This is a genomic window from Pseudomonas sp. PAMC 29040 (assembly GCF_003994535.1).
GTDB lineage: Bacteria > Pseudomonadota > Gammaproteobacteria > Pseudomonadales > Pseudomonadaceae > Aquipseudomonas > Aquipseudomonas paraversuta.
In genome coordinates this window covers 223,970-238,980 of the sequence record NZ_RZAA01000009.1, presented here as the reverse complement: position 1 = coordinate 238,980, position 15,011 = coordinate 223,970, and the positions used below count along the sequence as shown (strand labels likewise).

Annotated in this window: 14 protein-coding genes; 2 read left to right on the top strand and 12 right to left on the bottom strand. The window is 60.3% G+C overall.

The annotated features are described in order from the left end of the window. The first annotated feature begins 22 nt into the window (after nt 1-22). Nucleotides 23-1,303, top strand: coding sequence for an MFS transporter (locus tag WG29040_RS17685; protein ID WP_003440950.1), 1,281 nt, complete (start codon nt 23-25; stop codon nt 1,301-1,303). Nucleotides 1,304-1,431: 128 nt separating this feature from the next. Here the strand turns inward: WG29040_RS17685 and WG29040_RS17680 are convergent, their stop codons facing one another. The 8 genes from WG29040_RS17680 to WG29040_RS17645 form a co-directional block, all read right to left on the bottom strand. Continuing rightward, nucleotides 1,432-2,739, bottom strand: coding sequence for an MFS transporter (locus WG29040_RS17680; RefSeq protein ID WP_003440953.1), 1,308 nt, complete (start codon nt 2,737-2,739; stop codon nt 1,432-1,434). Between the two features lie 37 nt (nt 2,740-2,776). Then, nucleotides 2,777-4,003, bottom strand: a complete 1,227-nt coding sequence (gene fucP, locus WG29040_RS17675; RefSeq protein WP_010655890.1) for an L-fucose:H+ symporter permease — start codon at nt 4,001-4,003, stop codon at nt 2,777-2,779. A 608-nt stretch (nt 4,004-4,611) separates the two neighbouring features. Beyond that, a complete protein-coding gene (locus tag WG29040_RS17670; RefSeq protein ID WP_127196603.1) occupies nt 4,612-4,944 on the bottom strand; it encodes an L-rhamnose mutarotase in 333 nt (110 codons plus the stop codon). Continuing rightward, nucleotides 4,941-5,717: an SDR family oxidoreductase gene (locus WG29040_RS17665; RefSeq protein ID WP_003440961.1), complete on the bottom strand. Its 777-nt coding sequence runs from the start codon at nt 5,715-5,717 to the stop codon at nt 4,941-4,943. Before WG29040_RS17665 ends, WG29040_RS17670 begins: the two co-directional genes overlap by 4 nt. Next, nucleotides 5,714-6,577, bottom strand: a complete 864-nt coding sequence (locus WG29040_RS17660) for an amidohydrolase (RefSeq protein WP_003440964.1) — start codon at nt 6,575-6,577, stop codon at nt 5,714-5,716. Before WG29040_RS17660 ends, WG29040_RS17665 begins: the two co-directional genes overlap by 4 nt. A 24-nt stretch (nt 6,578-6,601) precedes the next feature. After that, entirely contained in the window at nt 6,602-7,879 is a 1,278-nt protein-coding gene (locus WG29040_RS17655; RefSeq protein ID WP_003440967.1) for an L-fuconate dehydratase, read from the bottom strand. A 14-nt stretch (nt 7,880-7,893) separates the two neighbouring features. Then, nucleotides 7,894-8,742: a fumarylacetoacetate hydrolase family protein gene (locus tag WG29040_RS17650; RefSeq protein ID WP_127196602.1), complete on the bottom strand. Its 849-nt coding sequence runs from the start codon at nt 8,740-8,742 to the stop codon at nt 7,894-7,896. A gap of 108 nt (nt 8,743-8,850) precedes the next feature. Continuing rightward, entirely contained in the window at nt 8,851-9,591 is a 741-nt protein-coding gene (locus tag WG29040_RS17645; RefSeq protein ID WP_127196601.1) for an SDR family oxidoreductase, read from the bottom strand. A 238-nt stretch (nt 9,592-9,829) separates the two neighbouring features. Here WG29040_RS17645 and WG29040_RS17640 point away from each other — a divergent pair, with 238 nt between their 5' ends. Further along, on the top strand, nt 9,830-10,591 hold the full coding sequence (locus WG29040_RS17640) for a FadR/GntR family transcriptional regulator (protein WP_127196600.1): 762 nt from the start codon (nt 9,830-9,832) through the stop codon (nt 10,589-10,591). Between the two features lie 9 nt (nt 10,592-10,600). Here WG29040_RS17640 and WG29040_RS17635 read toward each other — a convergent pair whose 3' ends face one another. The 4 genes from WG29040_RS17635 to tcuA all read right to left on the bottom strand — a co-directional run bounded on the left by WG29040_RS17635 (nt 10,601) and on the right by tcuA (nt 14,886). Then, nucleotides 10,601-10,852: a hypothetical protein gene (locus WG29040_RS17635; protein ID WP_010655885.1), complete on the bottom strand. Its 252-nt coding sequence runs from the start codon at nt 10,850-10,852 to the stop codon at nt 10,601-10,603. A gap of 86 nt (nt 10,853-10,938) precedes the next feature. Then, nucleotides 10,939-12,240, bottom strand: a complete 1,302-nt coding sequence (locus WG29040_RS17630) for an MFS transporter (RefSeq protein ID WP_127196599.1) — start codon at nt 12,238-12,240, stop codon at nt 10,939-10,941. A gap of 47 nt (nt 12,241-12,287) precedes the next feature. Beyond that, nucleotides 12,288-13,445 (bottom strand): tricarballylate utilization 4Fe-4S protein TcuB, encoded by a 1,158-nt coding sequence (tcuB, locus tag WG29040_RS17625; protein ID WP_127196598.1) that lies wholly within the window; start codon nt 13,443-13,445, stop codon nt 12,288-12,290. Next, a complete protein-coding gene (gene tcuA, locus WG29040_RS17620) occupies nt 13,432-14,886 on the bottom strand; it encodes an FAD-dependent tricarballylate dehydrogenase TcuA (RefSeq protein WP_003440983.1) in 1,455 nt (484 codons plus the stop codon). Before tcuA ends, tcuB begins: the two co-directional genes overlap by 14 nt. Nucleotides 14,887-15,011 lie beyond the last annotated feature (125 nt).

Here is a 15,011-nt window from a genome sequence, read left to right as displayed (position 1 = left end):
CAACCGCTCACGAGAGGCGTGCATGAAAACAATAAAAACCTACAAAAACCTGACGATCTTTTTCCTGTTCCTGATTGGCGTGGTCAACTACCTGGACCGCAGCGCCTTGTCCATTGCCAACACCACCATCCAGCACGACCTGGCCATCAGCCCCATGCAGATGGGGGTAATGCTCTCGGCCTTTTCCGTGGCCTACGCCTTCTCGCAGTTACCCCTTGGCGCCTTGATCGACAAACTCGGCAGCAAACTGGCGCTGGGTGGATCCCTGGTGGTGTGGTCGGTGGCGCAGGCGGCATTCGGCCTGTTCAGCAGCTACGGGCATCTGGTGGGGCTAAGGGTATTACTGGGGATTGGCGAAGCCCCGGTGTTTCCTTCGGCGGCCAAGGCCTTGTCCGAATGGTTCGACACCCAGGAACGTGGCACGGCCACCGGCTGGGTCTGGTCATCGACCTGCATCGGGCCATGCCTGGCGCCACCGTTGCTGACCGTATTCATGGTTCATCTGGGCTGGCGCGGGATGTTCATCCTCACCGGCGTCATGGGGCTGTTGCTGGCGGTGTGCTGGTTCAAGTTCTACAAAAGCAAGGCCCAGTACATGGCTGAGACGGGCCGCGCCGAGCCGGTGGCGGTGCAACAGAAAAAGGCGCCGAAGGTGGCCTGGACCTCACTGTTCAGAGACCGCAACACCTGGGGTGCGTTTCTCGGATTCATGGGCGTGATCTACATGATCTGGCTCAACCTCACCTGGTTGCCCGGTTACTTTGAGCGCGAACACGGCCTGGACCTGTATCGCACGGCGTGGGTGGTATCCCTGGCCTATCTGTTCGGCGCGCTGGGCACCATCGTGGCCGGCAAGTGCTGCGACCGTCTGGTGGCGCGCGGCATGCGGGTGCTGGCCAGCCGCAAATTGATGGTCATCCTTGGCTTGCTCGGCGGGGCGCTGTTCACCCTGATCGTCGCCTTCACCACCAACGTTGTGGCCTGTGTAGTGCTGCTGTGCCTGACCATGTTCTTCATTAACATCTCCAGCGCCACGGCGTGGATGATCGTCAACACCATCGTGCCCTCGGAGCGGGTGGCGTCGTTCGGCTCGATCCAGAATTTCGGTGGTTATCTGGCGGGCTCCGTGGCGCCGATCCTGACCGGCTTCAGCGTGCAGCAGAGCGGCTCTTTTTCCACGGCGTTCGTGATCAGCGCGGTGGTGGCGGTGTGTTCAGCGTTTGCCTACTTCGCGCTGCTCAAAGAGCCGGGTGTACCCGTAGAACCGCGACTCAAGCCTGATGGCGCACCGGCAGCGGCCTGAAAGCGAACTTCTGCAGGCGCGAGCTTCTTGTCGGAACGAGCTTCTTGTAGGAGCGAGCTTGCTCGCGAGCTCTTCAAGGGCTCGCGAGCAAGCTCGCTCCTACAGGGGGGGCAGGGGGGGGTGGGTTTTTAACCCGGTGACTGCACCGTCTGCGCGCCGTCGGCCTGCTTGCCCGCCCTTGCCGAGCGCATCAACATCAAGGCTCCCAGCAACGCCATAGCGGCCAGGAAGTACATGCCCGCATGGGGGTTGTTGAAGTGTTGCTCAGCCCAGGTCTTGACCGTTGGCGCGAGGAAGCCGCCGAGGTTGCCCAGGGCCCCGATCACCGCAATCCCGCTGGCCGCTGCCGCACCCCCCAGAAAACGGGTTGGCAAGGTCCAGAACAACGGTTGCACCGTGATAAATCCGGCTGCCGCGACACAGAACGCCAGAATTACCAGTGGCAAGCTGCCGCTCAAGGTCGAGCCGACCATGCCCACCGCTGCCAGTGCCAGCATGATTGCCGCGAAGCGGGTTTGCTGGCCTTTGCGGTCGGCATGCCGGGTCACGGCATACAGCATGATCACTGTGGCGATCCACGGGATCGACGTCAGCAGGCCTACCTTCAGGCCAATGCCGGTGCCCAGCAGCTCGGCGATCCGGGTCGGTAGATAAAACAGCACGCCATACACGCTGACCTGAATCGTGAAGTAGATCAGGGTGAAGTACAGCACCTTGGGGTTGATCAGCGCGGCGCGCCACGAAGACGGGCCTTTGTTGGCTTTGAGCTGTTGCTCTTTGTCCAGCTCGTGTTCGATGGCAGCCTTTTCATCGTTGCTCAACCACTTGGCGTCCCGGGGTTTGTCGGTCAGGTAAAAGAACGCAAACACGCCGATGACCGAGGCCGCGAGGCCTTCGGTGAGAAACATCCATTGCCAGCCGGTGAGGCCGAACTGCGCGGACTCCAGCAGCCAGCCCGACACCGGGCCGCCCACCATCAGCGACACCGGCACCCCGAAGTAGTAAATGCCATAGGCCGAACCGCGCTGGTTCTGCGGGAACCAGTAGGTCAGGTACAGCACCACCCCCGGCGACAGGCCGGCTTCGGCCACCCCCAGCAGAAAGCGCAGAATGTAGAAGCTGGTTTCGTCGTGGGCAAACATCATCGCCGCCGACACCAGGCCCCAGGTGACCATGATCCGGCTCAGCCAGATACGCGCGCCGACCTTGTGCAGCATCAGGTTGCTGGGTACTTCAAACACCGCATAGCCGATGAAGAAAATACCCGCGCCCAGCGCAAACGCGGCGTTGCTCAGGCCGGTGTCTGCCTGCAAGGCGTGTTTGGCAAAGCCGATGTTGGAGCGGTCGATGATTGCCATGGCAAACATCAGTGCGACAAAGGGCAGGATGCGCCAGCGGATTTTGCTGAGTGCTTGTTGCAATACGGGGTTGGACATGAAGTGCTCCGTTTGTTTTTTTTATGGAGTACAGCAATCAGATTTTTTTCAGGGCCGCACGGGCATAAGCTGCGACGATCACAAAACAGCCCATCGGCAACAGATAAGCCACGGCAGTGGACGAGTGGTCGGCCACCAGCCCCATCACGTAGGGCAGCAACGCACCGCCGACAATGGCCATGATCATGAACGAGCTGCCGCGCTTGGTATGCGCGCCCAGATTCTTCACGCCCATGGCGAACAGGGTCGGAAACATGATCGACATAAAGAAGAACATCGCCACCAGTGCCACCACCGAGACGCCTTCAAACCCCAGCACCACCACCACGCAGAGTGCGACGTTGATCAGCGCGTAAATCAGCAGCATAAGCTGGGCATTGACCCGGCCCATCAGCCAGGTGCTGAAGAAACGGCCGAACATAAAACTGAGCATGGCCACCGACAGCAAATACGCGGCTTGCTGGCTGCTCATCTGCGCCCAGTGTTCGGTCACGTAGTTGATGAAGAACGCGCCGACGCCGACCTGCGCGCCGACATAGAAGAACTGGGTGATGACCCCGGTGACGAACTCGCGGTGCTGCCACAGGGTTTTGGGGTTGTGCTGCTGAACCTCGGCTTCCTGCTCGCGCAAGTCGGGCAGCGGGGTACGGGCAATCAGCACGGCGACCAGCAGCACCATCGCGGCAATGACCAGATAGGTCATTTGCAGCGATTGCGTGGTGTCGGCGCTGTTGGCGCCGCTGAAGAACAGTGCACCGCCAATCAATGGACCGAAAAACTGCCCCAGGCCATTGAACGATTGCGCCAGATTCAAACGTCGCTCAGCGCCCGCAGGTGAACCCAATACCGTGGCATAGGGGTTGGCGGCGGTTTCCAGGCAGCCCAGGCCGCAGGCAATCACAAACAGGGCGAACAAAAAGAACTGAAAGCTCTGCGCGGCGGCGGCCGGCATGAACAGCAGGGCGCCTGTGGCGTAGAGACACAGACCGAGGAGGATACCCGCCTTGTAGCCGTACTTGTCCATCAGCAAACCGGCGGGCAGGGCGATCAGAAAATACGCCCCGAAGTACGCGCTTTGCAGCAAGCCCGATTGCGCCTTGCTGACGTGCAGGGTTTCCTGAAAGTGCTTGTTCAGCACGTCCAGCAGGCCATAGGACAGGCCCCATAGAAAGAACAGGCAGGTCACCAGAATCAGTGCCCAGCGATAGGACGTAACCCCACGGACAATGGGCGGTGCTGCGACGTTCGAGTGCTTGAATGACATGGCGCATCTCCTTGTTATTGTTGTTAGAGCGTTGTATCTGCCGGCATGAATCACCGAATCACCTGTAGGCGCGAGCTTGTCTCGCGATCTCTTGATCTTGAAAGCTCGCGAGGCAAGCTCGCTCCTACAGGGTTATGTGAGGCTGAAAATCCGGGTCATTGGTGCCTACTTCTCTGTCTGTTGTTTTTAGAGCGGTGAATCTGCCGGCATGAATCACCGAATCATCTGTAGGAGCGAGCTTGTCTCGCGATCTCTTGATCTTGAAAGCTCGCGAGGCAAGCTCGCTCCTACAGGGTTATGTGAGGCTGAAAATCCGGGTCATTGGTGCCTACTTCTCTGTCTGTTGTTTTTAGAGCGGTGTATCTGCCGGCATGAATCACCGAATCACCTGTAGGAGCGAGCTTGTCTCGCGATCTTTTGATCTTGAAAGCTCGCGAGGCAAGCTCGCTCCTACAGGGTTATGTGAGGCTGAGAATCCGGGTCATTGGTGCCTACTTCTCTGTCTGTTGTTTTTAGAGCGGTGTATCTGCCGGCATGAATCATCGAATCATCTGTAGGAGCGAGCTTGTCTCGCGATCTTTTGATCTTGAAAGCTCGCTCCTACAGGGTTATGTGAGGCTGAAGATTCGGGTCATTGGTGCCCACTTCTCTGTCGGTGGTGTCCAGGGCGTAGGTTGCTGAAAGCGCCACATCAGTGCTTCCCATTGCTGCACGTCGGGGTCGCTGGCAGCGGCCTGTGCAAACGCGTCGCTACTGAACTGCGGGCCGGTGTCCATGACCATGAACAGCCGTGTACCCAGGCGCCAGATCTGCATGTCCAGTACGCCATGGCGGTGCAGGTGGGCGCTGATCTGTGGCCAGATCCGTTGATGCAAGCGCTCGTATTCGGCAATCAGCGCCGGGTCGTCGATCAGGTCCAGGGCCAGGCACTGGCGGTTCATGTCAGCGCCCGGTCGAGGTGGGTGTAGCCGCCATCCACCACCAGCCATTGGCCAGTGGTGTGGGAGGCGCGTGGCGACAACAGAAACAGCACGCTGTCGGCGATTTCTTCGCTGGTGGTCATGCGTTGGCCGAAGGGGATCTTTTCGACGATGCTCGCCAGCTTGGCCTCGGAGTCGGCAAAGCTGCTGATCCAGCGCTCGTAGAGCGGGGTCATGACTTCGGCCGGGATCACGGCGTTGACCCGTATGCCATCAGCCAGTAAAGAGGTGGCCCATTCCCGGGTCAGCGACAGTTGCGCACCTTTGGCCGCGGTGTAGCCGCTGGTGCCGCCTTGCCCGGTGAGGGCAGTCTTGGAACTGATATTGACGATGGAACCGCGGGTGGCCCGCAGCGCGTCCACGCACAGGTGGGTCATCAGGTAGTAGTGGATCAGGTTTTTTTCCAGGGATTCGACGAACGCCGAACGCCCGGCTTCAAGCCCCACGCTATCGTTGACCCCGGCGTTATTGACCAGCCCGTCGATGCGCCCGAAACGCTGCAACACGCTGGCGACGGCGGCGCGGCAGGCGTCTTCATCGCGCAATTCAACCTGGATGAACAGACTTTGCGCGCCACGCTGATCCAGTTGCCGCGCCAGTTCATCGGACAGCGGGCTGTGGCCGAAAATCACCGGGATCGCACCTTCGTCAGCCAGGCCCAAAGAGATGGCTGCACCAATGCCCGAGCCACCGCCGGTAACGATAAAAACCTTGTCCTGCAGATAAAGATTCATTGCTTCACTCCTTCAATCCCGTAAATGGCGCAGGCATTGCCACCCCAAACCGCTGCTTGCTGCGGCGCACTCAAACCCTGCAGCGCGCTGTCGACCAGGCTGCAGGTATCGGCGTATTGGCTGGCCAGCAGGCACACCGGCCAGTCCGAGCCAAACATCAGGCGCTCGGGGCCGAACAGCTGCAGTGCGGTGTCCAGATAAGGCGTCAGTTGTGCGCTGTTCCAGTGTTGCCAATGGGCTTCGGTGATCAACCCCGACAGTTTGCAACTGACATGGGGCAGGGCGGCCAAGGGGGCGAGTTGCCGGGCCCAGGTTGGTAAATCGTTGGCCTGTACATCGGGTTTGCCCAAGTGATCGAGCACCATGGCGTGCTGGTCGTGCTGTTGGCACAAAGCGGTTGCAGCGGGTAAATCCGCAGCCTTGATCAGCACTTCATAGACCAGCCCCCGGCGTTGCAAGGTGTTCAACCCCCGGTTAAACGCCGGGTTTTGCATGAAGTCGGCCGGCGCGGGTTCGTCTTGCAACTGATGACGAAAGCCTCGCAAGGCCGGCGCTTGCGCCCAGCGTTCCAGCGACTGTTCAAGGTCGGCGGCGCACAGGTCGACCCAGCCCACCACGGCGTGAATCCACGGGTAGCGTTCAGCCAGTGCCAGTAACTGATCGGTCTCTGTTTCGCAGGCCCGGGCTTGCACGGCAATGCAGCCGTCGAACCCGGCTGCGTCCAGCAACGGGCGCAGATCAGCGGGCTGGAAATCCCGGCGCAAAGCGCTCATGTCACGGCCGATCCAGGGATAGGCCGCGGCGTCATAGCGCCAGAAGTGCTGGTGTGCATCGAGCCGTAGTGAGGGTGAGGACGACATTGTTATTGTGCTCCGTCCGTTGGTTTATCCCCGATAGCGGTACTGTTCGCGGGACGCGGCTTTCATCTGGATCGAGAACCCCGGCGCCTGTGGTGGCATATAGGCCGCGTTGCGAATCACGCACGGGTCTTCAAAGTGCTCGTGCAAGTGATCGACAAATTCCACCACCCGACCTTCATGGGTGCCGGCCAGACACAGGTAATCGATCATCGACAGGTGCTGCACGTACTCGCACAGGCCAACCCCGCCGGCGTGCGGGCACACCGGCAAGTTGTACTTGGCGGCCATCAGCATCACGGCCAGCACTTCGTTGACCCCGCCCAGGCGGCAGGCATCGATCTGCACCACATCAATCGCTTCACGCATGATCAGTTGCTTGAACACGATGCGGTTCTGGCACATCTCGCCGGTGGCCACTTTGACCGGGGCCACACCGAGGCGGATCTTGCGGTGGCCTTCGACGTCGTCCGGGCTGGTGGGCTCCTCGATAAACCAGGGGTTGGCGAACGACAGTTCACGCACCCAGTCGATCGCGGTATCGACTTCCCAGACCTGGTTGGCGTCGATCATCAACTGGCGGTCCGGGCCCAGCACTTCACGGGCAATGCGTACGCGGCGAATGTCGTCCTGCAGGTCGTGACCGACTTTGAGTTTGACGTGGGAGAACCCGGCATCGACCGCTTCCTGGCACAGGCGGCGCAGCTTGTCGTCGGCATAGCCCAGCCACCCGGCCGAGGTGGTGTAGCAGGGGTAGCCGTTGGCTTCGAGCAGTGCCAGGCGCCCGGCTTTGCCGTGGGCGCGTTCGCGCAGCAAGGTCAGGGCTTCGGCGGGAGTGATGCAGTCGGTGATGTAGCGGAAATCAATGCAGCGCACCAATTGCTCGGGGCTCATGTCTGCCACCAGGCGCCATACCGGCTTGCCTTCGGCTTTGGCCCACAGGTCCCAGGCGGCGTTGACCACGGCGCCGGTGGCCAGGTGAATTGCACCCTTGTCGGGGCCGATCCAGCGCAGTTGGCTGTCGCTGGTGACGTGGCGCCAGAAACGCCCCATGTCTTCGGCGATCCATTCCAGCTTCAAGCCCACCAGCAGGCTGGCCAGGGCCTTGATCGAAGCGCAGCAAATTTCGTTGCCGCGGCCGATGGTGAAGGTCAGGCCGTGGCCTTCCAGACCCGGGGTATCGGTTTCGAGAATCACATAGGCGGCGGAGTAGTCCGGGTCCGGGTTCATCGCATCCGAACCGTCCAGGGATTGCGATGTGGGAAAGCGAATATCTTCAACGCGTACGGCGGTAATGGTGGTCATGGCGCAGCTCCCTGTCACTCGGCATTCACGGTGAGTTGGTTTTGTTCCCCAAGGCCGGCGATGCCCAGGCGGATTTGCTGGCCGGCGCGCAGGTACACCGGCTCGGGCTTGATGCCCAGGCCGACCCCGGGCGGGGTGCCGGTGGAAATCACATCACCGGGTTGCAGGCTCATGAACTGGCTGAGGTAGCTGATGATTTTCGGGATCTGGAAAATCATCGTCCGCGTGTTGCCGTTCTGATAGCGCTTGCCGTCGACTTCCAGCCACAGGTCGAGCTGATGCGGATCGGCGATTTCATCCCGGGTGACCAGCCACGGGCCGAGCGGGCCGAAGGTGTCACAGCCTTTGCCTTTGTCCCAGGTGCCGCCCAGCTCCAGCTGAAACTCGCGCTCGGACACGTCGTTGATCACGCAGTAACCGGCTACATGCTCAAGGGCGTCGCTTTCGCTGATATAGCGCCCGCCCTTGCCGATGACCACGCCCAGTTCGACTTCCCAGTCGGTTTTACGGGAATTGCGCGGGATTTCGATATCGTCGTCGGGGCCGACAATGGCGCTGGTCCACTTGCTGAACACCACCGGCTCAGCCGGGATGGCGGCGCCGGTTTCGGCGGCGTGGTCAGCGTAGTTGAGGCCGATGCAAATGAACTTTCCGACCTGGCCGACGCAGGCGCCAATGCGTGGCGAGCCTTGTACCAGCGGCAGGGTCGATGGGTCGATCTCTTGCAGGCGGGCAATGCTTTGCGGGCTGAGGCTGTCGCCTGCGATATCCGGGATTACGGCGGACAAGTCGCGCAATTGACCGTTGTTATCAAGCAGGGCGGGACGTTCCTGGCCTTTGTTACCGATGCGCAGCAGTTTCATGAAAATTCCTTTATCAATTATCAAGTCCCTGTAGGAGCGAGCTTGCTCGCGAGCTTTTTTCAAGATCAACAGCTCGCGAGCAAGCTCGCTCCTACAGGTGTGGAAGGGCTAGTTGCTCCAGCCGCCATCGATGATTTGTGCGGTGCCGGTGGTGAAGCCGCTGGCACTGGAACCCAGATACAGCGCCAACTGGGCGATTTCTTCGGCGCTGCCGATGCGGCCCATGGGCTGGCGTGCAGCGAAGGCGGCGTACACCTCGTCGACGCTGCGGCCTTCGCGCAGGGCCTGTTCGCTGATGCGTTGACGCAGGGAAGGGGAGTCGACAGTGCCGGGGCAGATGGCGTTGCAGCGGATGTTCTGGCTCACAAAGTCAGCCGCCACCGAACGGGTCAGGCCAATCACGGCACCCTTGCTGGCGCAGTAGGCAAAACGGTTGGGCACGCCTTTGACGCTGGATGCCACCGACGCCATGTTGATGATCGAACCGCCGCCGTTACTCAGCATGCCCGGCAGGAAGGCGCGGATCATGCGGTACATGGCGGTGACGTTGAGGTCCAGGGCGAAGCTCCAGTCTTTTTCGCTGCACTGCAGGATATTGCCGCTGTGCACCACACCCGCACAGTTGAACAACACATCCAGCGGGCCAAGCTCACTGGCCAGGCGCTCGATGGCATCGGCATCGGTAACGTCTAAAAGAACAGGGTGCGCGCCTTCTAGGGCGTCGAGGGCGGCGGCATTGATGTCGGCGGCGAAGACTTCAGCGCCAGCGGCGAGGTATGCCTGGACACTGGCCAGGCCAATGCCCTGGGCGGCGGCCGTGATCAGCACGCGTTTGCCGGAAAGATCCATAGATGCTCCGTGTTGCAGTTCATTATTTTTATTTTGGCCCAATGGTCAGGCCATTGTGGGCGTAGCAAATGGCAAAACGACGCAAGTATCGGGATAAGGTTTGCTATGATCGCTTTACGTTATCCGTTCAATGGTCAGGCCATTGGGCCTTTTGTAGCATGCACCTCAAGCATCAACAAGCGTCTTTTTTCCCCAAAAGTGCTCGTCGAACGCTGTCCAGACCAGAGCTTATTTCACGATGCCATTTCAAGTAATTGATAACCAAAGACTTTATCGACAGATCGCCGATCAGTTGCGGGCCTTGATCGACAGCGGAGAATTTCCGCCGGGCAGCCGTTTGCCGGCCGAACGCGAGCTGGCCAAGTTGCTGGGGGTGAGCCGGGCTTCTGTGCGCGAGGCGATGATTGCGCTGGAAGTGATTGGTCTGGTGGATGTGCGTGTGGGTAACGGGGTGCTGGTATGCGAGCCGCCGGTACAAGCGGTATCCAATGAACCGGTGATGGCCCAGGTTACGCGCAACCAGTGGAAAGAACTGGACCCCGAGCTGGGTATCGAGGTGGATTTCAGTGCCGAGATCCCGCCCTTCGCCTTGCTCCAGGCGCGTCGTCTGATCGAACCCGAAGCCGCGGCACTGGCGGCGGTGAATGCCAGCGATGAAGAACTGGCAGGCATCCGCGAAGCGTTCGAGCGCAACGTGCAGGACAACCGCCAGGACTCGCACACCCATCCCGGTGATCGCCTGTTCCATATCCGCATCGCCCAGGCCTCGGACAATCCGGCCTACGCGCTGATGATCCAGCACCTGCTGGGCCATCATTACGGCAGCATGTTCCAGCGCCTGCAAAGTCATTACGGCTCAGGTGACATGCCCCATCGTTCCGAAGATGAGCACCGGCGAGTGCTGCAGGCGCTGGAGCAGCATGACCCGGCCGCTGCGCGTCAGGCGATGGCCGAGCATCTGGATGAAGTGATCCGGATTTTCAGTCGCAGCGCTCAGTAAGCGCCGTGATCACAGCCAGGATTCGCTGATACGCCGGTCCAGCTCTTCCAGATCAGCCATGCCCAGTACCCGGGTGGTGTTCAGGCCGCGCAGATAGCCCCTGAGCTGATTTGCGGTAGAGCGCACGACGTCCACAGGTGCATGTTCGTCGTGCAATGCCTCTTCATACACCACCAGGTATTCAGCTACCCGGTCGCGAAATTCAGGGAGTACTGCTTCACGGATACGGTCGAAAGTTCTGAGCTTTTGATTAGTGTTCAAGTTTCCCCCTGTGGGAGTGTTGTTATTAGATGCGAGCTCAATGTATCTCACGTGAGCGTATCTACACAGGGGGCACGGCTATTTGCTTATGCCGCGTTGAGCACCGGCGCTTTATGCTGACGATAGAGCGCCATCGTTGCGCAGAACCCGCAGAAGGCCGCGAACATCAGCCAGAACGCAGGTGATGCCTTGTCTCCGGTGGTTTGCACCAGGATGGTCGAGATAGCCGGGGTAAAGCCACCGAACAACGCGGTAGCCAGGCTGAAGGCCAGAGAGAACCCCACCACCCGCACGTTTTGCGGCATGACTTCGGTCAGGGCCGCCACCATTGCGCCGTTGTACAGGCCAAAGAAGAACGAGAAGTACAGCAGCACGATGAGCAGCCGTTCAAAGCTCGCGGCTTCGGCCAGCCAGTGCATGGCCGGGTAGGCGGTCAGCATGCACAGCAGGGAAATGCCCAGCAGCAAGGGCCGACGGCCGATCTTGTCGGAGAGCGCACCGCCAATGGGCAACCAGATGAAGTTGCTCAGGCCGACGAACAGGGTCACCACCAGACTGTCGGTGGTGCTCAGGTTGAGCACGGTTCTGCCGAAGGTCGGGGTATAGACCTTGATCAGGTAGAAGGTGGTAGTGGTCATGGAAGCCAGCAGGCCGCCCGCCAGTACGGTCCGCCAGTTATCACGCATGGAGCGGAACACTTCACGGGTACTCGGATGGTGGCGTCGGGCTTTGAAGTCTTCGGTTTCTTCCAGCGAACGGCGAATGACGAAGATGAACGGGATAATCGCGCAGCCGATGAAGAACGGAATGCGCCAGCCCCAGGCGGCAATTTCGGATGCCTCCATATAGGTATTGATCGAGTATCCCAGAGCGGCGGCCAGAATGATCGCCACCTGCTGACTGGCTGATTGCCAGCTGGTGTAGAAACCGGTACGCCCGGGTGTGGCGATTTCAGCCAGATAAACCGAAACACCGCCCATTTCTGCACCCGCAGAAAATCCCTGCAGCAGCCGTCCCAGCAACACCAGAACCGGTGCGGCAATGCCGATGCTGGCGTAGCCCGGCACCAGGGCAATCAGTACCGTGCCCGCGGCCATGATCGACAGCGTTACGATCAACCCTTTACGCCGCCCCACTTTGTCGATGTAGGCACCCAGAATGATGGCGCCCAGCGGGCGCATCAAAAAGCCGGAGCCAAAGACTGCAAAGGTCATCATCAGCGAGGCAAATTCGCTGGTCGCCGGAAAGAAGGTCCTGGAGATATAGGTGGCGTAAAAGCCGAACAGGAAGAAGTCGAACTGTTCGAGGAAGTTACCGCTGGTGACCCGCAAAATGGCGCCCAGCTTGGACCCCTTTTTGCGGCTTGTTTCTGTTGTTGTTTTCATCATGGCTACCGTCTTGCTGGATATTGTTATTGGAATGAGTGCTTCTGGTGTCAGTCGCTTGCCGCGTTAATCGGGTTTGGCTGGCGCTTTTCGATGGCGTATTTGAGCAGTGCTGCGCTGCGGAAGATGCCGTGGGCAAATTTGCTGTACGGCATGGTCAGGAAGAACGCCATGACCAGGCCGAGATGGATCGCCAGAGCCAGCCCCAGGCCGCTGGTTTCACGCAGGGCGAGTAACGCCAGGCCGCTGGCACTGATCAACAGCAGCAGTGCGATAAAGCCGCGGTCCATGGGTTTTTGCTGCTCGTCGCCCTGATCCGGATGACGGCGCAGGTTCAGCCACAACAACCCGGCGGGGCCGATCAGCAGGCCAAGCCCACCGACAATCCCCAGCATCACGGGCAGGCTGAACACGGGATACGGAGCCGACCAGTGCAGGACAAAGTGATAGAGGGTGGCGACGCCGGTCGCTGCGAAGCACAGCAGGAAGCCGTAGAAGGTCAGGTGGTGGAAGCGCCGACGCCACAGGGTGAAAGCGTCGTCGCTATTGTTGCAGCCCTCGCCATGCCCGCCGTCCAGATACTTGAGCCGGGCAACGCTGGACGTCGCTTCAAGGGCCGCTGAGGTTTTAAGCCCCAGGCTGGCACTGGCAGGTGATACATCGCGCCAGAAGCGGCGTACGCCCAGGGTCAGGGCAAGCACTGCAAAGCCGAACACCGGCCCGAACATCAATGCCAGTGTGTTGTGCGGGAAAATTCCGTAGAAATTGCCCCCGGGCATAGCGGTAAAGAGATTGCCCATCACCAGCAACATGAGGCACAGAAATAGCGTCAGACCCGCCGCAGTGGCCAGAGCCAGGGTCAGGCCGTTGCGCTGATACAAAGTGCCCAGGGCCTTGGGCCAGGCGTATTCGGCGTAGGTGTCCAGGCGTACCTTGGCCATGGCCTTGGGTATATTGATTGCGAATTCGTGGGGAGCTGCGTATTGGCAGGCATGCAGGCACGCACCACAGTTGTGGCAAAGATTGGCCAGGTAGTGGATATCGGCCTGGCCAAACTCAAGACGCCGGGTCATGGCCGGAAACACCGCGCAGAAGCCCTCGCAGTAACGGCAGGAGTTACATATCGCCAGCTGGCGCTGGACTTCGGTTTCATCAAGGTTCAATACCGGGATCAATTCGCCGGATGCCTTGGGATCAAACAGTTGCATGTCGAGATTCCGATATCGTGGAGGAAGGGCCATAGCCCACGGAGGCGGCGGCCTGGACGCCGGCAATACGCCCGAACGCAGTACCGATGGCCATGCCGATACCCGCGGTGTAGCCCTTGCCCAGCACGTTGCCGGCCATCATTTCGCCGGCAACGAACAGGTTGGGGCTGGGCTCGCCATTGAAATGCACGGCAGCGGTTTCGTCGGTGGCAAGGCCCAGATAGGTGAAGGTAACGCCCGGTTTGAGCGGATAGGCATAGAACGGTGGTTGCACCAGCGGCCGTGCCCAATGGGTTTTGGCCGGGGTCAGCCCCCGGGTGTGGCAATCGTCCAGCGCGGTGTGGTCGAAGGTGCCGACGTGACAGGCCTGGTTGTAGTCCTCCACGGTTTTCACGAACGCAGCCTGGGGCAGCTGCAACTGGCGGGCCAGATCCTCCAGGGTGTTGGCCCGGGTACCGGGGAAGACCGGCGGCATGAAGCGGCCGATGGCTTGCTGGTCGATGATCGAGTACGCCTGCTGACCCGGTTGACCCGCCACCAGCCGTCCCCAGATGGCATAGCGCTTGGGCCAGAAATCTTCGCCCTCATCGTAGAACCGCTCGCCGTCACGGTTGACGACCACACCCAGGGATACGCAATCGATGCGCGTGCAAATACCGCCGTCATACAGGGGCGCGCGAGCATCAATGGCGACCATGTGCGCCTGGGTCGGATCGCCGATGCCATCAGCACCGTGATCAAGCATGCGCCGCAGCAGGATACCGGTGTTGAACCGTGTGCCACGGATCAGGAAGTTGTCCGAAGGCCATTCCCCCCGTTCATTCTGCCCCCAGGCTTCGCGCAGCCATTCGCGGTTGGACTCAAAGCCGCCAGCTGCCAGTACGCAGGCCCGGGCTTCAATGCGTTGCGCGGCCACGGCCTGGCCATCGACCTCATGGGCGCCAATGTGGGCGGCGATAAATTTGCCGTCCTTGAGCTCAATGTCGGTCACTTGCGTGTTGTAGCGGATCTCGACGCCCAGGCGTTCGGCGCTGCGGAAATAAGCATTGACCAGGGCTTTACCGCCGCCCATGAAAAAGGCGTTGGTCCGCGCCACATGCAGCGCGCCTGATAGCGGCGGTTGAAAATGCACGCCGTGGGAGCGCATCCAGTCGCGGCAGGTGGACGACGCACGAATGGCGATTCGGGCCAGCTTCTCATCGGTGATACCGCCGGTGACCTTCAGCAGGTCTTGCCAGTATTCCTCTTCGGGATAGGCATCGATCAGCACATCCTGAGGAGCATCGTGCATGCAGCGCAGGTTACGCGTGTGTTGTGAATTGCCGCCTCGCCATACTTTGGGCGAGGCTTCAAGCAGCATGACGCTGGCGCCGGCTTCCCGAGCCATCAGTGCGGCACACAGGGCTGCATTGCCGCCACCTATGATGAGTACATCGATCATTATTTCTCCTCGGTTCCCAAGGCAGCCGGAGCAAAGTGCGCCTTGCAAAGGAGGGAGAAGGTAGGTGACAGCGCAAAGCGCCGAAAGACGGGATTCGACGCGGGGTGTTTAGTTTTATTAAAGGG